The organism is Parageobacillus galactosidasius, from assembly GCF_002217735.1.
Taxonomy (GTDB): domain Bacteria; phylum Bacillota; class Bacilli; order Bacillales; family Anoxybacillaceae; genus Parageobacillus_B; species Parageobacillus_B toebii.
This window is the reverse complement of record NZ_NDYL01000001.1, coordinates 165012-189947: the sequence shown is the minus strand read 5'-3', so window position 1 is coordinate 189947 and position 24936 is coordinate 165012. Positions and strand designations below refer to the sequence as shown.

The window sequence follows — 24936 nt, the reverse complement described above, 5'->3', positions numbered from 1 at the left end:
TGAGTCAAGAATCGCGTAAAAAATATGCAACAAAAAGCACTCCCGTTTTAGAGCGATATTTGCTCATAAGCGGGAGTGTTTTTTAGCTTTGAAAAACTTCTCTACTCGTTTTTTCTCTTTTCCATTAGTACGGATTTTACTGCTTCCTCAATTTCTTGATAACTTGTGCAGCGGCAAATATTGGATTCAAGCCATTCTTGAATAGTACTGTCGTCCGCGTCGGGATGCTGTTCTGTTAAAGCGTAGGCGTTCATAATAAATCCAGGTGTGCAATAGACGCATTGGAAAGCGAAATGTTCAATAAACGCACGCTGAATCGGCGTGTTACGAAGACCTTCGATCGTAGTAATCTCTTTTCCAACTGTTTCGATGGCAAGCATCATGAACGATTTGATGGGGATGCCGTCAACTAATAATAGCGGCAATACGGCTTCACGAAAAAAATTTGTCCGCAAATATTTCCGCCAAGGGTAATTTGGTTGCGTGCTGTCCGGTCGGCAACCTCGCTTGCGGTTTTTGTTAATAGTGGGAAAGGATTTGTTTCTTCAATCGTTGTCAACGATAATGCCGCTCCAAGGACGAGTTCGTGTTGTCCAACTTCGAGCGTGCGGCATTCAGGAATATGTTTAATGTCGATCACTGCATCGGCGGAAACGAAGTGAAGCCGAGAGAGTGTAATGATTTCCGTTCCTCCTCCATAATAGAGAGGCTTTTTTCCTTGCTGTTGCAATGTTTCAAATAGCTGAACCGCTTCTTCAATCGATATAGGACGATGATACGTCATATCAAATGGAATCATGAGCGTCACCTTTCTTTTTCCGCCAAATCAGTTCCGGAATAAGCGGCACTCCTGAAGCAAGTGATAGCGCGTTTGCCAGCGCCGCCGTCAAACAAAAACAAAATTGACAAAAATAAAAAGGCTAGCAATTCCGTCTAAATCGGAAATGCTAGCTTCTTTCATCTGGAGGATTGTCTGTATTTATTTTTCGCTGCGTAAGTCGTCCGGCTCGTTTAGCAGCTTCGCGCAATAGAAATTCAATATGAGCATTGACGCTGCGAAATTCGTCGTGCGCCCACCGTTCAATGACTTCGTATAAGACTGGATCGATTCGTAAGGGGAAACTTTTCTTTTTTGCCATAGCACTCCACAACCGTTAATATAGACTTCCGGTATTGATCACCGGTTGGGTCGCGCGTTCGGATACGATGGCGACCATTAAATTGTTAACCATGTTTGCTTTTCGTTCATCATCTAACTCTAAAATTCCTTCTTTGTCAAGTTGCTCGATCGCCATTTGCGCCATGGAGACAGCACCTTCGACAATTTTCTTTCTTGCCGCTAAAATCGCGGCTGCTTGTTGCCGTTGCAACATCGCGCTTGCAATTTCTGGAGAGTAGGCGAGATGAGTAAGGCGAGCTTCGATTACTTCCACTCCGGCTACTTTTAGGCGCTCTTGCAACTCGTTGGCAAGGACATCGGAAATAATATCTGCATTGCCTCGTAATGTGATTTCATCATCATCGGTAAAGGTATCATAAGGATATTTCGTCGCAACATGGCGAATGGCTGCCTCACTTTGAATCTCTACAAACTCTTCATAGTTATCTACATCAAAAACTGCTTTTGCGGAATCAATGACCCGAAATACAATAACAGCGGCAATTTCGATAGGGTTGCCTTGAACATCGTTTACTTTTAATTTTTTGCTGGTAAAATTACGGACGCGCAAAGAAACGTTTTGCCTAATCGTAAGCGGAACAGTAAGAAATAGTCCGCTGTCGCGAATCGTACCTAAATAGCGGCCAAAGAAAATCAACACTTTTGCTTGGTTCGGCTGAACAATGGTGATGCCGCTGGCCAACACGATGGCGGCAACAACGAATAGAACGGCAATAATGACTAGCTGCTGAAGCAAACTAATAATCGCCACTGCCACTAATACAGCAATACCAATAATCCCAGCAAACCCGTTCATATACCATGCCTTTGTTTCCTTCATGAGCATCGCTCCTTTAACATCAATTTTATATCAATATGATATCATGTTTTGAAATAAATGTAAATTTATTTTTGTGTTCTTTTATTACAAAGTTATTGGTTATATATTTCAGAATTAGCTAACTTTTTTGAATAAGGCGGTTTGCTTGTTGCGATTTTGTGTGAGTAAAATGTTTGTGGGAGAAATTCTTAGAAGTTCCCCGATGAGGGGGTTGGGAACGTAGGTTCGCAATCCCCCCCTCATCGGGGCCACCAAGCGAAGCGCGGTAGGATCCCAAGCAGGAAACATGAAAAAGGACTCTCTCCCTGGTAAGATGATCATTGTCCACACCATCAAACAGGAGGAGAGAGTCCTATGAATATTCAACAACATCTTACCACAAATTCGTTGACATGGAAAGAGATCGAACTTGATTTGTTTCGAGCCTTGCAAAACACCTTCGCTGAGCTGTACAGACCGTCAAGGGATCAGTTTTGTTGTCGAGCTTGTGGGTACGCTGCCCCTGCCGACAACGTGGCTGCGGAAAACATCCGCAGGGCTGCTGTCAACCAGCCGAACGCGGCAGCCAATTAGGCTAGTTGCAAGCCCACGACTTTAGCCGTTGGGTAGTTGACTTTGCTCACATATGGGGGAGTAGGATGACTTTCAAAGATCTGTTGAAGATGAGAAAAGATCTCTTCCCGTCCAATCGCCTGGCTCCCATCAAAACCGATGAGCTCGCCCTTCTCTGTAAACTGCTCGGCCATTGCAACGGCATTTCGGTTATTCCATCCATCTCACAGCTTTTGATAGAGTGCGATGGCTTCATTGGATGCAGAAGAGTTCACAATCATTTTCTCCTTTCCCTGCTTGATAGGATGGTTCTATTATAGAACATACGTTCACTTTTAGGAATCAAAAATTCCCGATTCATCTCCCCCCTTCCCTTTATTTTGAGGAGGGAGACTCCTCGGGAAATATGTTAAACTACCTGCAGAGCCTGCCATACATCCGCTTTCAGGTCCTCGATGTGTTCGATGCCGACCGAGAATCTCACGAAATTGGACGGAATCCCAGCTGTCTTCATCTGCTCCTCGGTCATTACTCCTTCCCACATTGCCGCAGTATGTACCACAAGGGAATCGATCCCTCCCAGACTCACCGCATTAGGTGGTAGTTTCAATGCGGAAACGAACCGCTGAGTTTCTTCATAACCCCCTTTAATGGCAAAGGCAATAACCGCTCCGAACCCTTTCATCTGCCGTTTTGCCAATTCGTGTTGCGGATGGCTAGGAAGGCCAGGATAATACACACGCTCTACTTGCGGCTGCTCCTCCAAAAACTTTGCCAATGCTAAGGCGTTGGCATTAATGCGTTCCATCCGTATCGGAAGCGTGCGCAGACCGCGCAATAATAGCCATGCATCCATTGGCGAGAGGACGGAGCCGATGGAAATATGCGTATGCCAAATACGCTCGGCTAACTCCTCGCTGGTGCAGATGACACCAGCTGTCAAATCATGGTGTCCACCCAAATATTTTGTCGCGCTATGAATAACGATATCAACGCCTAGATCGTGAGGACGCTGATTGATCGGAGACGCGAAGGTGTTATCAGCTACGACGATAATTCCATGCGGGCGCGCCAACTCCACCACAGCAGCTAAATCGGTCAACACCAAAGTCGGATTAGCTGGCGTTTCTACCATGATAAGCTTTGTGTTAGGCCGTATCGCTTCCGCAAAGGCGTTGATGTCCGCTTGTTCGACCAGAGTCACTTCCACACCAAATCGCGGTAACATTTCATCCATGATCTTGGCGGTGCTCATATAATGCCGTGTCTGTGCAATCACATGATCTCCTGCGCTGACCAAAGCCAAAATGGTCGTAGCAATTGCCCCCATCCCGGAGCCAGTTACCATTGCAGTTTCTGTACCTTCCAGTTCAGCCATAATCTTCGTTACACGCTCATGCACTGGATTGCTGTAACGCGTGTAATACCGAGGATGACGGGGTGTTCCCGCCATTTCCGCAAATTCACTGGAATTATGCGCGCGAAACGTAGCTGAGTAATAAATTGCCGGAGCTATCGTCCCATCATTAGTTACCCAGTCATCGCCATGCACGACCAATGTTTCGGTTCGGAGTCCTTCAAGGTTCATCTCTTTACGATTTTCACGTTTGTTCATCTATTCTCTCTCCTTTACTTTTCTAGATAAGCGGCGCCGGTCTATTATTGGGCCCATATGGATCTACTTTACAATTAACATAACCTTCATTTATTTCAGAATTTAATAGATATTATATAATTTTTCTTAAAAAAAAGTAAACCCATCGTTATAGATGGATTAAGTCAAGAGGGTGTGTAATATTCTCCCTTTTCCCTTTTTGTTTGCCATTGTGTTTTATCGCTCTTCTCCTGCCTGTATCACCATCTACTTAAGCAAAAACTTATTTTGTGGTATAAGCAGCAAAAGCGGGGCATTGCCCTGCTTTTGTTCACATCATTTTTTGTTTTTATCCGCAAAGACTGCCATGGCATCGCGCATAAATTTTGCCAGGCCTTCTCCAAATTGGTCGATGTTTTTAGTGAAGCGTGCATCATCCACGTACATTTGCCCTAATCCTTTGAACGCTTCGAGCGAGTAATTGCCAAAGTTATTGTTCAAAAAGTCATACCATTCTTTAATTGCCGCTTGCGCCTCTTCTGATTCAGGCGAGCCGTGGCGAAGGGCTGCAAGTTTTTTATAGATCGAATTCATTGTTTGAACCATAGCTTCTTGTTCTTCTTTAGACATGCTCCCGATTTTAGCGTTTGCTTTATCGACCGCTTCATCTCCCCAACGTTCACGTGCTTCTTGTTCATATGGATTATGACGAAAATCAAAACCTTCAAATTTCTCTTTGTTTGTCATTTGAATTTCTCTTTTCATGTGCTGAATGGTCTTATCAATTGTCGCAATCATTTTATCGAGCCGCCTGCGTTTCTCCAGCAGCATTTTCCGCTGCAGCACCAACGCCTCATATCGGTCAAACGAAGGATTATTGATAATTTCTTTGATCTTTTTTAAAGGGAAGCCAAGCTCTTTAAAAAATAAAATTTGTTGTAATTTCTCAAGATCAGCATCTGTATAAAGGCGGTAACCAGCTTCGGTTGTCTTCTCTGGGGTTAATAGCCCGATTTCATCATAATAATGCAGTGTGCGCACACTAATGCCAACTAAATCTGCTACTTCTTTCACTCTCATTGCCATCGTTTTGGCCTCCCTTCAACATTCACTATAAAGTATCACGCAACGTGAGAGTCAACATGCGTTTTGAAAAATAAACGTATAAAATATGCATAACACCGTTCAGAGATCCGAACGGTGTAAAAAACAGCAATTTCTTCTGTTTATGTGGCTTTCTAAACAAAGCCATATGGCCTTATTTTTTTCCAACTAAAATATCTAGATCGATGGTTATTTCGGTTAAATTCATATTTAACAATGCCTCTAAATGCACTTCATTTTTTATCCATTCACTAATCATCTTGTATAACGGTTCAAAAAATCCATTTTCAGCAATAATCTTACGTGATTCAAATAATTCCTTATCGTACTTCGTTGCGAGAGAACGAGTCATCAAATTTACATATCCCTGCTTAGCGATATCAAAAGTATGGTTGTTAGAGCAAACCAAACTTTTCAAGTCCACGATTCCCATAGGAGACGAACAAATAGGACATTGAAAAATCTCTTCAAATTTATTCATAAGTGTTGCGTTTATTATTTTTTTGTTCATTTGGACAAAGACACCTCATTCTTTCATATTTAGATAAATGAAAAAGATAGACAAATAAACCTCATAAATTAGTTATTTTTGTACTTTTTTCTCTTGGCTAGTATGGATGTTGAACATATTGAACCATCGTATTGAAGAATATTTCTCATTGAGGGAATTGGCTTGCTATCTCATTTTATCAAAGATTTATCTCATTACCAGACTTTCCTATTCACGAAGAACGAAAAGAAGGGAATCGCTCTGCACCTAGCTGCCCATTTGTCCCATCTGTTTTGAACGTACAACAAAAATGTCACCAAAGCGACATCAGTGGACACATGGATATTACCATTCGGTTGGATTATCTCGGATCGAATTTCTTCATGAAAGATGACGTTGCCGAGCTTGTCCCATCCTATCCAAAGCATTCACTTCAGGAAATAACAAAAAGAAAAAAGGAAAAACAAGGAATAAGGATTTTCTTCTCTCTTCCCCTTTAAAACAACAAAATCGAGAAAAGCACAGTTAGGCACTTTTCTCGATTCCCCTCAATCTTATTCCCTTTCTCCCTCAATTTATTTCCCAGCCATCGTCACACTTTTTTGTGTGCCGTCATGTTTTTTGTAGGGAGACACAAACATGTTAGTGAAAAATAAAGTTGGTAACCAAAAGTTCTTTTGTTCCAAGGATTATTTACTTTGTTAAAGTGGTACGTCTTTTATTAAAGTTGGTAACTGATCGTTAAGCATGTAATTTCAAATGAAAAATAAAGATGGTAACTGAACATCCTGGATATGACAAAGATTTTTTCATGATTATAATCAATTCTGTATGCACAAATTAAAAACGACCTTTGAACAGGTCGCTAAACTCCTCCGTCATTATTTTCCTTTTCTATTTTATCATAATTAAACATATGTTTCATCATGCTTTCATTTCCATTAGATCCTCAATACAAAAGAAGACCCCTTCAATAAAAATTGAAAGGGTATCTTATAATAGAATTTTTGATATTTTAAGTCTCAACTGTTACCAGCAATAAACAAAAAAAGATCTTTTCATCTTGTGAATAGGTTATAGTTTATTGAAAATTACGTTAACGATTTGATAAGGCTTTTCTATATTCATTCCAATTTATACGTTCAAATTTCAAATCAATTTCTGCAGGAGGAATTTTTTCTTTGCTTGTAACCTTAATAACAAAGTATCCCCTTTTTTTCGATCTTTTATTACTCTTTATTCGCTTAAGGAACATTTGAAATCTTCCTCCTTTTTTATCTTCTAATTGTTGCCATGGCTTCAGTTAATTTTTCGTTAAAACCCATTAACAACAAATACGATGTAGGAATCAAAAACTCCTGCTTAATTTGATCATTTATCACACCATTTTTATAAATCAAAACTGCAAATCCAAGTTTAAGATCTCCAAAGTTCCGAACACACATCAGTTCTTCAATTGGTTCATTATCGATATGTTGTGAAACTTGAGTGTCAAAATAACGAGACTTCGGGCTTCGAACAATAAAACTCAATAAATTTTTAATTTCGTTAGTTATAGTCGCCTTTGATATTAAAAGGAAGTCGGTTGTTTGATTTTCACCAGAATTAATACCAGATTCAAGTTGGGGCGAAGGTATAATCCAGAAACATTTATAATGTTTGCTTTGCAATTTCAGTATGCTTCCGATCCATTCCTCAAAAGAATCCATGAAATTTGTTATAGATTCTTTAATTTTAGAATCACTTTCATTTTTTTCTACATTCATTATCGCTTCGGATAAGTATTTCTCGAATTGCTTCAAATATTGATTTTCATTGAATTGATTTTCTCTCAATCCCATTATAAAGTTATATATGCCGCTTATAATAAAGTAATAAGATAAAAGAATAATGCCGAAAAATAATACTTTTACGAATGATAATTGATGAGCTTTTAAAGGATACAACCATTTTATTGGTTTAATAAGAACATCGTTAAAAATGTCTATAACATCTGTAAAGGTTTCTGACATTCCAGTCAATACAATAGTCAATAAAATATAAAAAATAGGGTACCTATAAAACCTACCCATATTAATCCCCCGAGACTTATATGCCAACCTCTCTTCTTTTTAATTTTACCACATAAGCCAAAATTTTTCATCATTCAGCTGGAGGTATAGGTTTATCACCTTTTACAATCTTCCAATTATATGTGATCCCTTTTTTATTTGTGTAGCTCCCTTTTTCTTGTAAAGGTTCGGTTAATTTTACTTTTTGAAATTGCTTTTTAAACAAGCTAAATAAAAACATTATTCATTCTCCCCTCTTATCAATCTATACTGGATTTATCTTGATACATCCTATGCAACAATTTAGAATACCTTTCCTCTCAAGATCACGGATTACTCTTTTTGTTGTATTAACTTCCGACCATTAAATTTTTTATCTTTTACATAATATCCTTGCCGGTTTAATAACGAGGTAAACATAACATTTACTTACTAATACGTAACTATACCTATGTTTCATCATGTTTTCATTTCGATTAGATCTTTAATACAAAATAAGGGGCTGACTCAAAACATCGCCTTTAAGCGATGTTGAGTCAGCCTTCTTTGTATAGTTTTGGAATTAATTGTTAATTATATGATGTTTTTTCTTACTTAATTTTATTTGATTGGGGGATTATCTTTTTCCCCCTTGTTGAAGTTCCCTTATCTTTTGCCACTTTTTAAAATTGTGCGCAACGCAAACTAGGCCCCATTCCACAGTCGTTTTGGAGAGGCCTCGCAAATGAAAACGTCGAAAGTCTTGATTCTGCTTGATTTGACCATACACACTTTCCACTTCCGTCTTTCGACGTCGATATTTTTCTTTTCCTTCTTCAGAAAGTAGTCGCTCTTTTATTTCCTTTCTTTGAATCTGATTCTTTAAGGATATCGTGATGGTACGATGCGTTTTTCCTTTTGCACACGTGCTCTGGAATGGACATCCTTGACACTGATCGCATCGATATCGACGTTTAATGGATAGGTATCCATGGGATGATTCCTTCTTTGTTTCATAACGAAAAGTGAAACGTTGTCCATTCGCACAAATGAATTCATCTGCTTCTTCCTCATATTCCATGTTCTCGACTCGTTCGATCCGTTTTTTCCATGTTCTCTTTTGCTCCTGGTCCAACGTATGGTAAGGGATGTACGCTTTCTTTCCTTGTTCTTCTAAAGTATGTATAGTTCTCCTCACTCCCGTATCCAGAGTCGCCAATAATATTTTGTGGGAGAGGAATGTATTGTTTTACATGTTCCAGATGCTCGATCAAACACTGGGTGTCTCCTGCCCGTTGATGAAGAGAATACCCAATGATAAATTGACCTTCCGTTCCCATTTGTACATTATATCCTGGTTTCAATTGCCCATTTTTCATATGATCTTCTTTCATTCGCATGAAGGTCGCATCAGGATCGGTTTTGGAAAAACTGGTGCTATGTCAAGAAAACGGACACGTTAAACAGAGAGAAATAGCTGAACTTAGGCAGCTACTTTTCTCTGGTTGGCGTAGTATGCTTCTTCAAATTCACATGGCGATACATAGCCAAGGGCGGAATGACTTCTTTTTCGGTTGTAGAAGCATTCAATGTATTCGAAAATTGCTTGTTTTGCTTCTTTCCGCGTACGGAATCGATTCAGATAGATGCATTCTTTCTTGATTAGGCTATGAAATGACTCCATACAAGCGTTGTCGTAACAGTTCCCACGTCTCGACATACTGACTTGAAAATGATGCTCTTGTAACAACTGCTGATAATCATTGGATGCATACTGGCTTCCACGATCCGAGTGGTGAATGACTCTCCCTGTCGGTTTTTCGCTGTTTAGAGCTCGTTGTAACGCTTTGATGACTAATTCTTTAGTCATTCGTGTATCGATATACCAACCTACGATTTTTCGTGTATATAAATCCATGATGCTCGCTAGATACAACCATCCTTCATCAGTAGGAATGTACGTAATATCTGCCATCCATACTTCATTCGGAGCCGTTGCTTGGAAATTTTGTTCCAACAGATTGGCATAGACGTTGTAAGGATGGTTACTGTTCGTAGTGGCTTTGAATTGACGGACGGTGATGGATCTCAAGCCTTCTTCATTCATGATGCGAGCGACCGTCTTTTGAGACACACGAATCCCTTGTTTGCGCAGTTCTTGCGTAATTTTCGGGCTTCCGTAAATCTTACGGGACTTTAGATACTCATTTCGAATCTGTTGAGTTAGTTGTTCTTTTCGTTCTTTCTGCTTGCTTTTCGGACGCTTGAGCCAGTCGTAATACCCACTTTTGGAAACACCGAGAACTTGGCACATCTCCACCACACGAAATTCATTTCGGTGTTGAAAAATGAACGTATAAATCACTTTTGGTTTCTGGTGAAGATGCCTAACGCCTTTTTTAGGATCGCTAATTCCTCCTCTAACTCTTGATTGCGGCGGCGTAATTCGATGATTTCTTGATTTTGCGGCTTGATGTTGCCAGAACCCACAAAACTCTTTCCGTTGCTTTCTTTGTATTCTTTGACCCAACGATGAAGAGTGTTGTAAGCCAAACCTAACTCTTTTGCCACTTGGGCAATGGACTTATCCCCCCTCCAGGCATCATTCAACATCCTGAATCTTGTACTCCTTATCAAATGTTCTCTTTCTCATGATTGGACACCTCGAACCAATTGTAATTAAGTTTATTATAATCTCTCTGTTCTCCGTGTCCAATTTTTAGACTAACATCATATTTTTCAACCTTATATGGAGGTACAGGATAAGAGCAGAAAAAGCCGAGACAAGGGAGAAAAATGAACGCGAGAGGAATGTTATGATTGCTGCTGATGGGTAAATGTTTTATGTTTTTGAACAATAGGACCTGCTCAAAAAAGAGCAGGTCTTTTTTGATTTCCGCTTCTCACGGCTTAAATAAAGGTGCCTGCAGCTCTAAAGCTTTTGAGTAATTGAATGCTTCCTTCGTCGCTTTTGTTTTCTTAATAACTCTAAGTAATTTATTATTCCTTGTATTTTTGATTAATTCCAAAATCTAGCCATTAATATTGCTTAGAAATTGTATAACTTTATCAATTTGCGTTGCTAAAAAAGTTGTATCATCAACTACTGTTCTAATTTTATTTAATGATTCCCTTGCTCTACGAATTACGGATGGTTTTGGTGTATTACCAGACTCTAATTCATTAGCTACTTCTTGTACGAAATCTATTGCATCTTCTTTATCTTCAGTATTATTAATTTCTGCATCTTTAAGACGACGGATTAAATCTTTTAAAATACTTAACAATTCTTGATTTTCATTATGATTATTTGTTTGATGCGCCTCAATGTCTCCTGTTTCCGTAAAGTTTAGTTGGCCAACATTTCCCTGAATTAAAACCTTAGCATTTGGTTTTTCGTCAATACCCAATTCTATCGCCTTCCCTTCTAAATAATCTGTTATATGATTAACCAATAATTTTACGACTTCTTTATTAAAATTCCGTATACTATCGGAAATCGTTGCACCTCTATAAAATGCATATCCTCTGGTAACAGTATCATATCTTTCAAAATGAGTAGTAATATATTTCAATAATTGATAAATAAAGCTTATTTCTTCATTAATATCTAATGGTATTTCAAATTTTTGGAAATCACTAGTTTCACGAATTATTTTCTCAAAATCGTAATCCTTTGTATGAGCCTTCTTAATAAAATCACTTATTATAGGTTCATTGTCAATATAAGAAATGAATCTCTTTGCCAATCTTGTTGCTTCATACGGATCTTCAGCATTTAATAAGTCTCCAGCAAATCTTCTAAATTGTCTAGATATAATTTTAAATTCCTTGATATCTATTACTTTTTCCATTCAATTCACCCCACAATAAGGACAAAACGGCCGTATTGTTTTTGATAATAACGAAAGTTTGGCTTTTTTATTACAGCATAGGAATTCAATTTGTTCTAAATCATCTTTTTCGTATAATGTTCTAGGTTTTGTATTTGGTAAAGACTTACCACGTTTAAAAGTAATATTCTTATTATTCCTTGTTGATTTTTCTAGCCTCTTAAACATATCATTAATCATATTTATTGCTTCATTAAGTGCAATTGTTTTTGCGTGATCTATTAAATCTTCGGTATAGTAAGTTGAGATAGGACTAGGAATTCCGCAGTTAGGGCAAAAAAGTTCAAGAACATCGTCTTCTTGCACTTCACTCGCTAGCAACTTAAATTCTTCACCGCATAATGAACATTTAAAAGAGTTAAATCCATCAATATCACTTTGTTTCGATATTACAAAGTTTTTCCTCATTCTATCACCTCCTTCTTACTAAAACCGCCGTACGACCTCAGCAACTTTTTTTACATTTTTCCGGATGTTTGGAAAATTTAATCCTCTCCTATAATTTTACAACAACTGACAAGTTTATATAACATAAAAAAAGCGAGAGGCTCCTTCTCGCTTTTACTTTATTCGATTGTAGAAAGGGTAGGAGTTTTAGTATATGTATAACGGGTTCACTTCAAGGAGAGAAAACATTAAAAAGCACACGATTTAGCAAGTGAATTCGCAACCAATTTAGTGATGTAATTAAATCATTAACGGAAAGGAAAAAACTTAATCAATATCATCAATCTTTTCTCCTTCTTCATCTACTTGATAAGTACCTCCACCGAAATTCCATCCCTTACTTTCAATAAACTCAGTAATGCACCCAAAAATTCATTGTGTCCCAAATCCCCTTCATTCGAATAAACAAAACCCTCTATTCGAACTCCAAACGGTCTTTTCATTGGAAATCACCTCGTTTTGTAACCGACCTTTTTCATTCCAGCAATTTCTCTAATTTTTTCACATATTCCTTGTATCTTGGTGTTTCTTTCTCTTTTAAGAATTGTTTACAGGCAGCACCCAGTTCAAGAGGTTTAGCATTTTTTACCTTCTCAATTCTTTTCTGTACGTTGTTCAACATAATCTCACTAACCTTTCATCAACAACGTTTCTTACTCAAAGCCTTGAATAATTTCTCGGCCACAATCATCGGTGGTTTGGGTCTTTGGTATTTTGATGGGTTTCTCGGGGTGGAAAATTTCACGTATGTGTTCCCTTATCTTGTTAATATCATATTTATCCTCATCTTCATCTTTATCATTTTCCTCTCGGTGTTCTTGAATAATTTCTAAAGTCCTGCGAATCCCAACGTTGTAAATCAACAAACGCAAAAGATTCTCCCTTTCCTCGGCCGACCAATACAAATTTCCGTCAATTAACTCCATATGGGATGAAGGAGTTAATTTAGAATACAGATCATAATCAATCTTTTGAGGCCCGTTTTTAAATTTAAAATCACTCATTTTCCTCATCCTTTTCCATTTGACAAAATAAACTTTTCAAATTGATTTCGCTCTCGATTTTAAAAACACGCACTTTTCCTTTGAGGTTTGATCACAAAAAGGGATTTTTGTTTTTTTGTTTTGATACCGCTATTTTTATTATTTCATCAACTAGCCATAAATTTTTCCTAGTTAACTCTTCATCTTTATCAGAACAAAATCTCAACAGATTTTGAAGAATACTTTTTAAAACTTTCATATTATTTTCATTTAAATGAGACGGATTTATTTCTTTCGGTAAAGGTAGATCTGAAGTAATTTTGAGAAACAATTCTCGCCAAGTTTTTGTCTTTTTATTTTTTAAATAAAACGCATTAGTAGCACCATTTAATTCTAACTGGTCAAGTGCATATAAATAAGAATCAAGATTATGATGTGAAATACTTGAAGTTTTTCCGTCCATAAAATTCCTTAATTGAATTCTAAAGTCTGCTCTCCTAAGTTTGGAATTATGTAATACGTTAACGTGGTAACTAAATGCTAAAGATTCAAATTTTTTTAAATTGGATTCATCCACTTGGTTTAATGTTTTCCTTAAATTATTTATATACATTGTATATCAACCCATCCTTAGTAATAGAAAACCCTAACTTGTAAAATTCAAGTTAGGGTTTTCTGTGGTGCATTATGGTGCATTATTTTTTTAAGTCTTGCTTAGAAGTATTTTATCTTAAAACTTCTATTTTGACTAGATAGAGGTTAACTTCTACTTACCAGTTTTTTTCAATTAACAACTTTTTTGGCTTAACATTCGTTTGAGGAAAATATTTACATTCTGCTTTACAACTTTTTTTCCGCTTAACAACTTTTTTCTACTTAACGACTTTTTTTAACTCGACAAGAGGGGCGACCTCTCAAAGGAAATTTTTAGTTCCTTTTGGGTCAGCCCCTTTTTCTAGTTACCATCATTATTTTCTAGTTACCAACTTTATTTTCTACGGACAAAACTGTTAAGTGACAAAAAAGTTGTATACTGAAAAGTCCATTGAAAAAGCAAAACACCGTTCAGAGACATGAACGGTGTAACAAAAAAGTTGTATACTCATTTTACAATTTTTTGAATCAGCCGATTAAAAAGTGACAAAATTGTTGTATACTCAATTTCCTTTATCTGGATTTTGCAACTTCCTTCAAAAGCTCTATTGCACTTTCTAATTTACCGCGAAAGGCTTTGTCGAGAATAGATTGTTTTACGATATGTCTATCATTAGATAAAACTTCTATTAAAAAATAGTTTTAAGAAAGTCATCGTAAACTCCTTGATTTTTCAAGGGGTTTTTTTATTGTAATGACAAAAAAATTTTAAAAAGAATTTCTTTCTGATCGGATTGTGACTAGAAAACTTTTAAAAACAGCGTAATTTATTCCGACGGAGTTTTTATCATCATCTAATACAGGAACTATTTATTATTCCAACATATAACAGTCGAACTTTGGTTGACAATAGCTAAAGTTTTTCATGTAATAAGTTTCTTTCAACATCAAATTAGCGATCCGATACAATTAAAACATCTACATATTTCAGCTTCCGCATGATTGCGTTAATAATTGATCCTTTCCAAATCTCTTCCCACCGCGTCCGAGCGGACATCCCCATAACGATTTGTGTAATTTTATATTGGCGGCACACTTCTACAATTTGTTGAGCCACCTTTCTTGATTTAGCTTCTTGAATAATAAATGTGGCACCAAATTGCTCAGCTAGATTTTTCCATTCATTGATTGCTTTTTCGTCTTGATGACCTGATTGTTTAATATGAAGAATATAGAGATCGGCATTTAAACGATCGGCAATCCTCCAGCCTCGACGAATTAATTTTTCTGCGTTCGGTCGGTAGTTCACACACACCAAAATTTTTTCATGTATGCCTGATGGTTCTTCAATGCCTAATTCCGTTCTCTCTTTTTCTAGCCGCAAATCAATGTCATCGGCCACTTCACGCAGTGCCAGCTCCCGTAAAGCGACTAAATTTCCTTTGCGAAAAAAATTATTGAGAGCCTGCTGGATCTTTTCCTTACTATATACTTTTCCTTCTTTAATACGCTCACGCAGCGTTTCTGGACTGACATCGATAACTTTTATTTCATCAGCTTCCTTTAGTATGGAGTCAGGGACTCTTTCGTTTACTTGTATACCCGTAACCTGCTGAACAATGTCTCGGACACTTTCTAAATGTTGAATGTTCATCGCCGTCCAGACATGAATCCCTGCTTGTAGGATCTCTTGAACATCTTGATAACGTTTTTTATTTTTTGAGCCGGGGGCGTTTGTATGTGGGAGCTCATCAATAATGACGACATCAGGATTTCGCTTAATAATGGCTTCCACATCTAATTCTTGGAATTCGCGTCCCTTGTAATGAATCGTTTTTTTCGGAATAATTTCTAAATCTTTGATTTCGGCTTCTGTATCAGCACGACCATGAGTTTCGACTAAGCCTATGACAATATCGACCCCTTTTGCTTTCAGGTCATGTGCGTCCCTTAACATATGAAACGTTTTACCGACACCCGGAGCCGCCCCAATATAAATTTTGAGGCGGCCCTTTTTCATTTTTTCGATTTTCTTTAATATTTCTTCCGGACTCATTCTTTTGTATTTTCTTCCATTATCCATATCCTTATTAACCTCTTTTATCAAGACTTGCCTTGAATCATCTTTTGCAGTTCCATATTCAGTTTTAATACATTTACTCTTGGTTCTCCAAAAATTCCTAGCACTCTTCCTTCAATATGCTTTTTCACCAAATTATTCAGTTGTTCTTCAGACAAACCAGTAGCTTTGGCAACAGAAGGAACTTGAAAGAAAGCCGCGGCAGGGCTGATATGAGGATCCAGCCCTGATCCGGAATTCGTGATTAAATCTAACGGAACTTCTTCTTTCGTTTTTCCGGGATTTTTCTTTAACCATTCTTCGGCTGCCTTCTCTGTTCGCTGAATCATTTCTTTATTAGATGGAGCATAGTTCGGTGTTCCTGAAGCTGCCGCATCATAATGAATCGAAGAAATGCGTCCATGAAAATATTTTGGATCTTGGAACAACTGACCAATCAACTCCGATCCTACAGCTTGTTTTTTATCGTTATAAATTATACTTCCATTTGCCTGATGAGGAAAAAGTGCTTGAGCAATCCCGGTCATCACAACAGGATAGCCTAAACCGAATAAAAGTATCATCACAATCGCTAAACGAATAAATTTCATATACCTCATTCCTCCTTTACTATTAAACGAACATCCCAACAAAAAGGTCAATGAGCTTAATACCGATAAATGGAGCGATCACGCCACCTAAACCATAGATCAATAAGTTGCGGCGCAATAGCTTCACAGCTGGCATCGGTTTATAGGTAATCCCTTTCATCGCTAATGGAATTAATAAAGGGATAATAATCGCGTTAAAGATTAATGCCGATAAAATGGCACTCGTAGGCGAATGTAAGTGCATAAAATTTAAAGCTTTCATTTGCGGAATGGCCACCGTAAACATAGCTGGTAAAATCGCAAAGTATTTCGCAATATCATTCGCAATACTAAAAGTTGTTAAGGCTCCGCGTGTCATCAATAACTGTTTACCAATGGAGACCACTTCAATAATTTTTGTTGGGTCTGAATCAAGATCGACCATATTGGCTGCTTCTTTCGCAGCAATCGTTCCACTGTTCATCGCTAATCCCACATCTGCCTGTGCCAGAGCAGGAGCATCATTTGTTCCGTCCCCTGTCATGGCCACCAAGTTACCTTTTGCTTGTTCTTCGCGAATCACACGAATTTTATCTTCTGGTTTGCTTTCAGCGATAAAATCATCTACTCCTGCTTCTTTCGCAATGGTAGCCGCAGTTAATGGGTTGTCGCCTGTACACATAATCGTTTTAATCCCCATCTTCCGAAGTTCTTCAAATCGCTCTCGCATCCCCGGCTTAACCGTATCTTTCAAGTAGATAATTCCTACAATCTTCTTGCCTACCGAAACAGCTAACGGCGTTCCTCCTTGATTTGCGATTTGATCACTTTTTTCTTTCAAATCGCTCGGAATTTCGCCACCTAATTGCTGAACATATTTTTGTATTGCATCCACTGCTCCCTTACGGTAGGAAACACCATTAATATCCATGCCGCTCATCCGCGTTTCAGCGGCAAATGGAATAAATTCGGCTTGTTCATATTGAGAATAATCAATCGAAAATCCTTGATTTTTCGCCAACTCTAAAACAGAACGTCCCTCTGGTGTTTCATCTTTTAAAGAAGAGAGGACCGCCGCTTCTCGTGCTTCTTCCTCAGTTGCCGAACCAACGGGGATGAACTGTGAAGCCATCCGGTTACCAAACGTGATGGTTCCCGTTTTATCCAGAATAATGGTACTTATATCCCCTGCAGCCTCTACGGCTTTACCAGACATGGCTAACACGTTGAATCGAGTAACACGATCCATTCCTGCAATACCAATCGCTGAAAGAAGTCCTCCAATCGTTGTTGGAATTAAACAAACGAGCAACGCAATTAAAGTGACAATCTGTAATTTTATACCTACATAACTGGCAATTGGTATCAATGTGATGACGACCATTAAGAAAATTAAAGTAAGCGTAATCAGTAATGTATTTAACGCCAATTCGTTTGGTGTTTTTTGTCGTGAAGCTCCTTCGACCAATGAAATCATTTTATCTAAGAATGATTCACCCGGATCCACCGTAATTCTTACTTTAATCGAATCACTGACCACCTTCGTTCCACCGGTAACCGAGCTAAAATCCCCTCCTGCTTCTTTAATGACAGGAGCTGATTCCCCTGTAATGGCTGATTCATCAATGGACGCTAATCCTTCAATAATCTCCCCATCTCCGGGAATAATGTCACCAGCTTCGACCAATACAATATCGCCCTTTCGTAACTCAGTAGACGAAACGGTTTCGATCTCTCCTTTGTCATTAATCCGTTTAGCTACTGTATCTGCTTTCGTTTTCTTTAATGAATCCGCCTGTGCTTTCCCTCTACCCTCGGCAAGTGCTTCGGCAAAGTTTGCAAACAAAATCGTGAACAACAAGATGATAAAAACAGCAAACACATATCCGCGATTTTGTATATTAAAATAACGAGGCATGAAAAGCATCAACAATATAATAAAGGTTCCAACTTCGACAACAAACATGACCGGATTGCGCATCATGACAAGCGGATTTAATTTTTTAAAGCTGTCAATAACAGCTTGTCGTACAATGGGGCCTTGAAAGAGCGACTGCTTTTTTATTTCAGATTTCATGCTTATCTCTTCCTCCTTCTAACGAATCGTTAAAAACTCAGCGATAGGACCTAATACAAGTACAGGGAAGAATGTTAATGCTCCAATTACTAATACAGTACCAATCAAAATCACTCCAAATGTGACGTTATCGGTACGAAATGTCCCCACTGTCTCCGGCACAGGCTGTTTTTGAACCAATGATCCTGCCACGGCTAACATGGCAATAATCGAAAGATATCTTCCCAGTAACATCACCAATCCTGTCGATATATTCCAGAACGGTGTATTATCACCTAGTCCCTCAAAACCTGAACCGTTATTGGCGGCTGCGGAAGTATACTCGTAAATCACTTGTGAAATTCCGTGGAATCCCGGATTGCTAATCGCATCCGTACCTAAATGCGTCATAAACGCAACGGCTGATGGCCCCAGAATAATAAAAGGATGTAACAATAAGGCAATGACAATCAATTTCATTTCCCGCGGCTCGATTTTCCGTCCTAAAAACTCAGGAGTTCGTCCTACCATGAGCCCAGCTAAAAAGACCGCTAACATTGCATACATTAGCATATTGACAAAACCAACACCATCACCGCCAAACACATTGTTTAGCATCATTTGCGAAAGTGGAACTAACCCACCAATTGGCGTAAGTGTATCATGCATGTTGTTGACTGTTCCGGTTGTCGCAGCGGTTGTGACTGTCGTAAACAAACTAGACAATGGAATACCGAATCGTACCTCTTTTCCTTCCATACTCCCTTGGGAAGAAGAGAAGCCCAGTTTATTCAGCATAGGGTTTCCAGCTTGCTCAGCGCTGTAAACGACGGAAAGCATGACAAGGAAAATCGCGAACATCGTTGCAAACAATACCCAACCTTGTTTACGGTTTTTCACAGCCAGCCCGTAAGTAAATGGTATAGCAGCTGGAATACACCACATCGACAGTATTTCAATGACACACGTAAGAGGATTCGGATTTTCAAAAGGATGAGCAGAGTTTACTCCGAAAAACCCTCCACCGTTCGTTCCTAAATGTTTAATCGACTCCAGTGAAGCCACAGGTCCCAACGCTAATGTTTGCACTTTTCCTTCCAATGTAGTGACCGTTGCACTAGAAGCAAATGTTTGCGGTACGCCCAATGCAACAAGAACAAGCGTCACAATGACGGAAAGAGGAAGCAGTACTCTCACATTCGCTCGAATGAAATCTTGATAAAAGTTGCCAATTGTTTTCCCTTTTTTAGATAGAGCACGAATAATTGCCATCGCAATAGCTAAACCACTAGCCGCTGAAGTAAACATCATCATCGTGACAAAAATCATCTGTGATAAAATGGAAAGACCTGTCTCACCACTATAATGCTGTAAGTTTGTATTGGTCATAAAGCTGACCACTGTATTAAACGTAAGTGTAGGTTCCATATTATCAATTTTCGCGGAATTTAAAGGCAAATATTTTTGTAATCTTAATATGAGATAAGAAATTCCTAAAAGAACAGCATTGACTGAAAGGAAAGCAAATGAATATTTTTTCCATCCAGTCTCTTCAAGATTTTTAATACCAGACGCTCGATAAATGATTTTTTCAATAGGGAGAAAGAAACGATCGAGCTTGCTTGTTTCCTTGAAGAAAACTACATACAAATATCTCCCTAACGGTATGGCGAGTGCCAATAATAAAGCAAAGATGACGATAAACTGTAAAATGGCGTATCCCATGATTGAAAGCTCCTCCTATCCTTCATTCAAGTAAGTTAAAATTTCTCAGGATAAATCAACGCATACACCAGATAAACAAACACCATTAAAGTAATAGCGCCAATGAGCCACATCATTGTTCTTCTCCTCCATGCACTACATCGTCACACCAAATCGTAAATCCGTAAAATAAAGCAAAAGTTAAGACCAATAATAAAATCATGAAAATATCCCACACGATTTTTTCCTCCTAATAAAGATAGTCCGCTAATTTTATAATTTTCCCCAAAAAATTCAATATTATCACTTATTATCCATCCACAAGCACAAAAAACCAACAGGAGGGTATCCTGTTGGTTTTTTGGCAACAACAAATAACCCCTCCTCTCACGACGCTTACGAGGTTAGCTGACGGGTTCGGGTGATGAGAGTCACCCTACTCATTCAGAACACTCACAAGTTCTGAACAAGATTCACCCCATGTGATCAACAAGATCACGATTGGTTCCCCCGCTCCTATTCGGATTCAGCGACTATTAGGGAAATCATTCATTTATGAAGTTGTTGTTGTAATCATACTCCTTTCCAACACGTTATGTAAAGGAACAATTTGGTTAAAAAATAGACGAAAAACGGTTATTTTTTCGAATGTAAGCGTTTTAAATATTATTTTTTTATTATTTTCTCACTTAATCATTATGTTTTCTGGCCTAACAAAAAATAAAATTCCATGCATATTAAAGTTTAGAATTTGGCTTGCTGTTGATAAACCTTTGCGTCTGTCTAAAAAATAAACGACAGCCGTTATAAGCTGCTGTCCTCTGTAATTCAGAATGAATCCATGTAACTGCACGTAATTAGGGAGAGAATTTACTCTAGACAAACATCAAATCGAGCTGATATGGTTAAAAAAATAAGACTGACATAGCCTTATCAAGATCCATCTCTTATAAATAAACGCCATTATTTCTAAAAATCATTTACGTATTCATCTTGACAGAGAGCTAAAATTTCCCTTTATTCAATCTTAGACCTTCCTCCTAAAAAATATAGCCTCTAACGCTAAAACGTTAGAGGCATAACTTTACTCAAATCGTCGCCCTAAAATATTTAATTAATCAAAAGCGAGTATACAACTTTTTTGTCGAGTATACGACTTTTTGTTCAGTATACAACTTTTTTGTCACTTAACAAATACGAGACGCGTATTTCTATCTTTTATTCGACCGTCACGCTCTTTGCTAAGTTGCGTGGTTTGTCGACATCGCAACCGCGATGCAATGCCGCGTAGTACGCGATCAGCTGCAGCGGCACGACAGAAACGAGCGGTGTAAGCATTGGATGAACCGCTGGAATGACGTAGCGGTCTTCGTCTGTTTCTAAGCCTCTCATCGAAATGATGCAAGGGTTGGCGCCGCGGGCAACAACTTCTTTAACGTTGCCACGAATGCTTAAGTTGACGTGTTCTTGTGTCGCCAAGGCGATTACTGGGGTGCCGTTTTCGATAAGAGCGATCGTACCGTGCTTCAATTCTCCGCCAGCGAATCCTTCTGCTTGAATGTAAGAAATCTCTTTTAATTTTAACGCGCCTTCCAAGCATACATAATAGTCAACAGTGCGGCCGATGAAGAAACAGTTGCGCGTTGTTGATAAATACTCGAGAGCGATTTTTTCCATTTCTTCTTTTGCATCGCACAACATTTCCATTACGTTGGCGATAATACCAAGCTCTTTTTTCAAGTCAAAGTCAAGCGCAATGCCTTTTGCTTTCGCCGCAGCTGTCGCTAAAATCGCAAGCACAGCGATTTGGGCCGTATATGCTTTTGTTGATGCAACAGCGATTTCCGGGCCGGCATGAAGCAATAACGTATAATCCGCCTCACGGGAAAGAGTAGAACCTGGTACGTTCGTAATCGTAATCGCTTTGTAGCCAAGTTCTTTCGTTTGGACAAGCACCGCACGGCTGTCCGCTGTTTCCCCGCTTTGAGAAATGTAAATGAATAGCGGTTTTTCAGACAACAGCGGCATATTGTACGAAAACTCGCTTGCAACATGTACTTCGACAGGGATTTTCGCCCATTTCTCGATCAATTGTTTTCCGACTAACCCCGCGTGATAACTTGTACCACAAGCGATAATATATAAACGATCCGCATTGATCACTTCTTTGACTATTTCTGGATCAATCGTAAGCTGACCATTTTCGTCTTGATATTTTTGAATAATGCGGCGCATGACAAACGGTTGTTCATCTATTTCTTTTAACATGTAATGCGGATATGTTCCTTTCTCAATATCGCTTGCGTCTAGCTCCGCTGTATATGGAGCGCGCTCAATAATGTCACCGTTTAAGTTTTTAATTGTAATGCTTTCTCTTGTCACAATGACCATTTCTTTATCCATAAGCTCGACAAATTGTTTTGTCACTTGCAGCATCGCCATCGCGTCGCTCGACACAACATTGAAACCATTGCCGAGTCCGACAAGCAACGGGCTTTTATTTTTTGCGACATAAATAACTTCTTGATTTTCCGCATCAATCATTGCGATGGCATAAGAACCTTTCAACAATGTTAATGTTTTGCGGAACGCTTCTTCGACAGAAAGACCGTCGTTTACAAATTTTTCAACAAGCTGCACGATAATTTCCGTATCCGTATCACTCTTTAGCGTTACATCTTGTAAATACTCCTGTTTTAAAAGCGCATAGTTTTCAATAACTCCATTGTGCACTAATGTAAAGCGGCCAGAAGCGCTTTGGTGCGGGTGCGCGTTGATGCGGCTCGGAGCACCGTGTGTTGCCCAGCGTGTATGGCCGATTCCAAGAGTAGCACTTACGCTCGGATCAACGACATTCCGCAAATCGGCAATCCGTCCTTTTTCTTTAAAAAGGTGAATTCCTTCATCATTTAGTACCGCAATGCCTGCAGAGTCATATCCGCGGTACTCCAATTTTTCTAATCCGCGCAGTAAAATTTCTTTTACGTCCTGTTGACCGATGTAACCGACAATTCCACACATAGATCCGTATCCTCCTTAATATTCAGGAAGACTGTCGCACAAAGGAATTCCTCTATTATTTTTTTGTCAAGGAACGTTGTCAGGTGTCTGACCCCTTTTGCGCGGACAGACTCCCCATTTCCGTATTTTTGCGATTATATCCTTCCCTTTGTCCAAAGAGTCACCTCTTTGTTTTAAGAAAGGACTTGCGGTTGTAATCGCAGCAACCGGGAGGCATCCGCCGAAACCTCGATAAACCTCCTCCTCGTCAACTAAGCGTTTTTCCGTCCACGCTTAGTCCAGGCGCTTTGAAAAATAAATAATAAATAAAACCTCTACCCACCTTTCTTTTTTAAAATAACAACAAAATAATATTACAGTACATCTCTAGAAGCGTCAACTGTTAGAATTATTTCATAAAATAACCTATGCATAAATGGAACAGAATGTTCCATTTATACATAGGTTAGTTATGAGCGTTTTATTTTATTCGACTCCCATTTCTTCGCGAACGACAGAGGCGATCCGTTCGACATAATTCCGGCATGCTTCTTCCGTCGGCGCTTCTGCCATCACACGTACAACCGGCTCCGTTCCAGACGGACGAACAAGAACCCGGCCGTTTCCGTTCATTTCTGCTTCCACTTCTTGAATAACAGCTTTTACTTTTTCATTTTCCATTACTTTATGCTTATCCGCTACTTTTATGTTTACCAGCTGTTGCGGATATTTTTTCATTTCACTGGCAAGCTCAGAAAGCGGTTTTTCTTTGACTTTCATAATGTTCACAAGCTGCAATGCCGTTAGCAATCCATCTCCTGTTGTATTGTAATCGAGGAAAATAATATGCCCTGACTGTTCTCCGCCTAAGTTATAACCATTTTTTCTCATTTCTTCTACGACATAACGGTCGCCAACAGCTGTTTGTACACTTTGAATTCCTTGCGCCTCAAGCGCTTTGTAAAATCCGAGATTGCTCATCACAGTGGAAACGACGGTTTGATGTTTAAGACGGCCAGTTTCTTTTAAATATTTCGCGCAAATGTACATAATTTGGTCGCCATCCACAATATTTCCGTATTCATCTACCGCAATCAAGCGATCCCCGTCGCCGTCAAAGGCAAGTCCAACATCTGCTCCTTTTTCTTTCACAAACGCCGCTAATGCTTCTGGATGTGTCGAGCCAACTCCTTCGTTAATGTTAAGACCGTTCGGTGATGCACCCATTGTAACAACATCCGCCTCCAAATCGGCGAATAAATGGGTAGCAAGAGATGAAGTGGCTCCATGCGCGCAATCGAGCGCAATTTTCAATCCGGAAAAATCTTCGTCAATGGTCTGTTTTAAATACTGCAAATACTTTTGGCCGCCTTCAAAATAATCGTTCACTTGTCCTAATGCTTTTCCTATCGGTCTTGGCAACATATCTTCCGGGCTATCAATCAACGCTTCAATTTCTTGTTCTTGTTCATCGGAAAGTTTAAAGCCGTCTGGACCAAAAAACTTGATTCCATTATCTTGAACAGGGTTATGTGATGCGGAAATCATAATTCCCGCTTGCGCTCCCAACGCTTTTGTCAAATAAGCAACACCTGGTGTAGAAATCACACCGAGGCGCATCACTTCCGCCCCGATAGAAAGCAGCCCAGCGACAAGCGCTCCTTCAAGCATATGACCAGAAATACGTGTATCACGACCAATTAATACTTTTGGCCGTTCTTCGCTTTTTGTTAATACATAACCGCCGCAGCGGCCTATTTTAAATGCCAGTTCTGGCGTCAACTCACGATTCGCTACTCCACGAACACCATCAGTGCCAAAATATTTACCCATTATACAC

At 38.9% G+C, this 24936-nt stretch carries 20 protein-coding genes, 6 pseudogenes and 1 riboswitch; of the genes and pseudogenes, 1 reads left to right on the top strand and 25 read right to left on the bottom strand.

What is annotated here, in order from left to right; genetic code table 11:
- Nucleotides 1–101: 101 nt before the first annotated feature.
- The 4 genes and pseudogenes from B9L23_RS01080 to B9L23_RS01065 all read right to left on the bottom strand — a co-directional run.
- Nucleotides 102–416 (bottom strand): annotated as a pseudogene (locus B9L23_RS01080) ((2Fe-2S)-binding protein); the annotation flags it as partial.
- Nucleotides 405–799: pseudogene (locus B9L23_RS01075) on the bottom strand (FAD binding domain-containing protein); the annotation flags it as partial. The pseudogenes B9L23_RS01080 and B9L23_RS01075, both read right to left, overlap by 12 nt.
- 148 nt (nt 800–947) lie before the next feature.
- Nucleotides 948–1139, bottom strand: a complete 192-nt coding sequence (locus B9L23_RS01070; protein WP_062754901.1) for a type II toxin-antitoxin system antitoxin — start codon at nt 1137–1139, stop codon at nt 948–950.
- 15 nt (nt 1140–1154) lie between these two features.
- Nucleotides 1155–2000, bottom strand: coding sequence for an SPFH domain-containing protein (locus B9L23_RS01065; protein WP_081188366.1), 846 nt, complete (start codon nt 1998–2000; stop codon nt 1155–1157).
- Nucleotides 2001–2453: 453 nt separating this feature from the next.
- Between B9L23_RS01065 and B9L23_RS21600 the strand changes: the two are divergent.
- Nucleotides 2454–2573 (top strand): annotated as a pseudogene (locus B9L23_RS21600) (RNA-guided endonuclease TnpB family protein); the annotation flags it as partial.
- A 38-nt stretch (nt 2574–2611) separates the two neighbouring features.
- Here the strand turns inward: B9L23_RS21600 and B9L23_RS01055 are convergent.
- From B9L23_RS01055 to glmM, 21 genes and pseudogenes are all read right to left on the bottom strand, one after another.
- Nucleotides 2612–2827: pseudogene (locus tag B9L23_RS01055) on the bottom strand (SgcJ/EcaC family oxidoreductase); the annotation flags it as partial.
- A gap of 134 nt (nt 2828–2961) precedes the next feature.
- Nucleotides 2962–4167, bottom strand: coding sequence for a trans-sulfuration enzyme family protein (locus B9L23_RS01050; RefSeq protein WP_089096714.1), 1206 nt, complete (start codon nt 4165–4167; stop codon nt 2962–2964).
- Between the two features lie 315 nt (nt 4168–4482).
- Nucleotides 4483–5232: a MerR family transcriptional regulator gene (locus B9L23_RS01045; protein WP_089096713.1), complete on the bottom strand. Its 750-nt coding sequence runs from the start codon at nt 5230–5232 to the stop codon at nt 4483–4485.
- 172 nt (nt 5233–5404) lie between these two features.
- Complete coding sequence (locus tag B9L23_RS01040; protein ID WP_062679289.1) at nt 5405–5761, bottom strand: putative RNA methyltransferase; 357 nt, start codon at nt 5759–5761, stop codon at nt 5405–5407.
- A gap of 1253 nt (nt 5762–7014) precedes the next feature.
- Complete coding sequence (locus B9L23_RS01035) at nt 7015–7812, bottom strand: hypothetical protein (RefSeq protein WP_089096712.1); 798 nt, start codon at nt 7810–7812, stop codon at nt 7015–7017.
- Between the two features lie 70 nt (nt 7813–7882).
- Nucleotides 7883–8032 (bottom strand): hypothetical protein, encoded by a 150-nt coding sequence (locus B9L23_RS20240; protein WP_160331333.1) that lies wholly within the window; start codon nt 8030–8032, stop codon nt 7883–7885.
- A gap of 375 nt (nt 8033–8407) precedes the next feature.
- Nucleotides 8408–9203 (bottom strand): annotated as a pseudogene (locus B9L23_RS01030) (transposase); the annotation flags it as partial.
- A 50-nt stretch (nt 9204–9253) separates the two neighbouring features.
- A pseudogene (locus B9L23_RS01025) lies at nt 9254–10423 on the bottom strand (IS3 family transposase).
- Nucleotides 10424–10802: 379 nt separating this feature from the next.
- Complete coding sequence (locus tag B9L23_RS01020) at nt 10803–11624, bottom strand: hypothetical protein (RefSeq protein WP_062679198.1); 822 nt, start codon at nt 11622–11624, stop codon at nt 10803–10805.
- Nucleotides 11625–12071 carry a hypothetical protein gene (locus B9L23_RS01015; protein ID WP_062679199.1) on the bottom strand — a complete coding sequence of 149 codons (447 nt, stop codon included), beginning with the start codon at nt 12069–12071 and terminating at the stop codon, nt 11625–11627. It lies immediately after the preceding gene.
- Between the two features lie 514 nt (nt 12072–12585).
- Complete coding sequence (locus B9L23_RS20235; RefSeq protein WP_160331329.1) at nt 12586–12732, bottom strand: hypothetical protein; 147 nt, start codon at nt 12730–12732, stop codon at nt 12586–12588.
- Between the two features lie 31 nt (nt 12733–12763).
- Nucleotides 12764–13114, bottom strand: a complete 351-nt coding sequence (locus B9L23_RS20825) for a hypothetical protein (RefSeq protein WP_070104976.1) — start codon at nt 13112–13114, stop codon at nt 12764–12766.
- A gap of 91 nt (nt 13115–13205) precedes the next feature.
- The gene (locus tag B9L23_RS01005; protein WP_062679200.1) at nt 13206–13706 is read right to left on the bottom strand and encodes a hypothetical protein; all 501 of its coding nucleotides are present in this window, start codon (nt 13704–13706) and stop codon (nt 13206–13208) included.
- 933 nt (nt 13707–14639) lie between these two features.
- Nucleotides 14640–15770: a KdpD-like non-kinase potassium sensor gene (gene kdpDN, locus B9L23_RS01000; RefSeq protein WP_062678973.1), complete on the bottom strand. Its 1131-nt coding sequence runs from the start codon at nt 15768–15770 to the stop codon at nt 14640–14642.
- A 20-nt stretch (nt 15771–15790) separates the two neighbouring features.
- Nucleotides 15791–16357: a potassium-transporting ATPase subunit KdpC gene (gene kdpC, locus B9L23_RS00995; protein WP_043903358.1), complete on the bottom strand. Its 567-nt coding sequence runs from the start codon at nt 16355–16357 to the stop codon at nt 15791–15793.
- 22 nt (nt 16358–16379) lie between these two features.
- Complete coding sequence (gene kdpB / locus B9L23_RS00990) at nt 16380–18413, bottom strand: potassium-transporting ATPase subunit KdpB (protein ID WP_062678974.1); 2034 nt, start codon at nt 18411–18413, stop codon at nt 16380–16382.
- Between the two features lie 18 nt (nt 18414–18431).
- The gene (gene kdpA, locus B9L23_RS00985; protein WP_062678975.1) at nt 18432–20117 is read right to left on the bottom strand and encodes a potassium-transporting ATPase subunit KdpA; all 1686 of its coding nucleotides are present in this window, start codon (nt 20115–20117) and stop codon (nt 18432–18434) included.
- Between the two features lie 35 nt (nt 20118–20152).
- The gene (kdpF, locus tag B9L23_RS21595) at nt 20153–20230 is read right to left on the bottom strand and encodes a K(+)-transporting ATPase subunit F (protein ID WP_353652437.1); all 78 of its coding nucleotides are present in this window, start codon (nt 20228–20230) and stop codon (nt 20153–20155) included.
- A 30-nt stretch (nt 20231–20260) separates the two neighbouring features.
- Nucleotides 20261–20470, bottom strand: a complete 210-nt coding sequence (locus tag B9L23_RS00975) for a hypothetical protein (protein WP_017553312.1) — start codon at nt 20468–20470, stop codon at nt 20261–20263.
- A gap of 5 nt (nt 20471–20475) precedes the next feature.
- Nucleotides 20476–20638: riboswitch (cyclic di-AMP (ydaO/yuaA leader) on the bottom strand.
- Nucleotides 20639–21314: 676 nt separating this feature from the next.
- Nucleotides 21315–23117, bottom strand: a complete 1803-nt coding sequence (gene glmS / locus B9L23_RS00965) for a glutamine--fructose-6-phosphate transaminase (isomerizing) (RefSeq protein WP_081189341.1) — start codon at nt 23115–23117, stop codon at nt 21315–21317.
- Between the two features lie 465 nt (nt 23118–23582).
- Complete coding sequence (glmM, locus tag B9L23_RS00960) at nt 23583–24929, bottom strand: phosphoglucosamine mutase (RefSeq protein WP_012748922.1); 1347 nt, start codon at nt 24927–24929, stop codon at nt 23583–23585.
- Between the last annotated feature and the right edge of the window lie 7 nt (nt 24930–24936).

What these genes read in the sequence shown, in the direction of transcription:
- B9L23_RS01070 (WP_062754901.1), bottom strand. Translation starts at nt 1,139, where the DNA reads ATGGCAAAAAAGAAAAGTTTCCCCTTACGAATCGATCCAGTCTTATAC.
- B9L23_RS01065 (WP_081188366.1), bottom strand. Translation starts at nt 2,000, where the DNA reads ATGAAGGAAACAAAGGCATGGTATATGAACGGGTTTGCTGGGATTATT.
- B9L23_RS01050 (WP_089096714.1), bottom strand. Translation starts at nt 4,167, where the DNA reads ATGAACAAACGTGAAAATCGTAAAGAGATGAACCTTGAAGGACTCCGA.
- B9L23_RS01045 (WP_089096713.1), bottom strand. Translation starts at nt 5,232, where the DNA reads ATGGCAATGAGAGTGAAAGAAGTAGCAGATTTAGTTGGCATTAGTGTG.
- B9L23_RS01040 (WP_062679289.1), bottom strand. Translation starts at nt 5,761, where the DNA reads ATGAACAAAAAAATAATAAACGCAACACTTATGAATAAATTTGAAGAG.
- B9L23_RS01035 (WP_089096712.1), bottom strand. Translation starts at nt 7,812, where the DNA reads ATGGGTAGGTTTTATAGGTACCCTATTTTTTATATTTTATTGACTATT.
- B9L23_RS20240 (WP_160331333.1), bottom strand. Translation starts at nt 8,032, where the DNA reads ATGTTTTTATTTAGCTTGTTTAAAAAGCAATTTCAAAAAGTAAAATTA.
- B9L23_RS01020 (WP_062679198.1), bottom strand. Translation starts at nt 11,624, where the DNA reads ATGGAAAAAGTAATAGATATCAAGGAATTTAAAATTATATCTAGACAA.
- B9L23_RS01015 (WP_062679199.1), bottom strand. Translation starts at nt 12,071, where the DNA reads ATGAGGAAAAACTTTGTAATATCGAAACAAAGTGATATTGATGGATTT.
- B9L23_RS20235 (WP_160331329.1), bottom strand. Translation starts at nt 12,732, where the DNA reads ATGTTGAACAACGTACAGAAAAGAATTGAGAAGGTAAAAAATGCTAAA.
- B9L23_RS20825 (WP_070104976.1), bottom strand. Translation starts at nt 13,114, where the DNA reads ATGAGTGATTTTAAATTTAAAAACGGGCCTCAAAAGATTGATTATGAT.
- B9L23_RS01005 (WP_062679200.1), bottom strand. Translation starts at nt 13,706, where the DNA reads ATGTATATAAATAATTTAAGGAAAACATTAAACCAAGTGGATGAATCC.
- kdpDN (WP_062678973.1), bottom strand. Translation starts at nt 15,770, where the DNA reads ATGGATAATGGAAGAAAATACAAAAGAATGAGTCCGGAAGAAATATTA.
- kdpC (WP_043903358.1), bottom strand. Translation starts at nt 16,357, where the DNA reads ATGAAATTTATTCGTTTAGCGATTGTGATGATACTTTTATTCGGTTTA.
- kdpB (WP_062678974.1), bottom strand. Translation starts at nt 18,413, where the DNA reads ATGAAATCTGAAATAAAAAAGCAGTCGCTCTTTCAAGGCCCCATTGTA.
- kdpA (WP_062678975.1), bottom strand. Translation starts at nt 20,117, where the DNA reads ATGGGATACGCCATTTTACAGTTTATCGTCATCTTTGCTTTATTATTG.
- kdpF (WP_353652437.1), bottom strand. Translation starts at nt 20,230, where the DNA reads ATGTGGCTCATTGGCGCTATTACTTTAATGGTGTTTGTTTATCTGGTG.
- glmS (WP_081189341.1), bottom strand. Translation starts at nt 23,117, where the DNA reads ATGTGTGGAATTGTCGGTTACATCGGTCAACAGGACGTAAAAGAAATT.
- glmM (WP_012748922.1), bottom strand. Translation starts at nt 24,929, where the DNA reads ATGGGTAAATATTTTGGCACTGATGGTGTTCGTGGAGTAGCGAATCGT.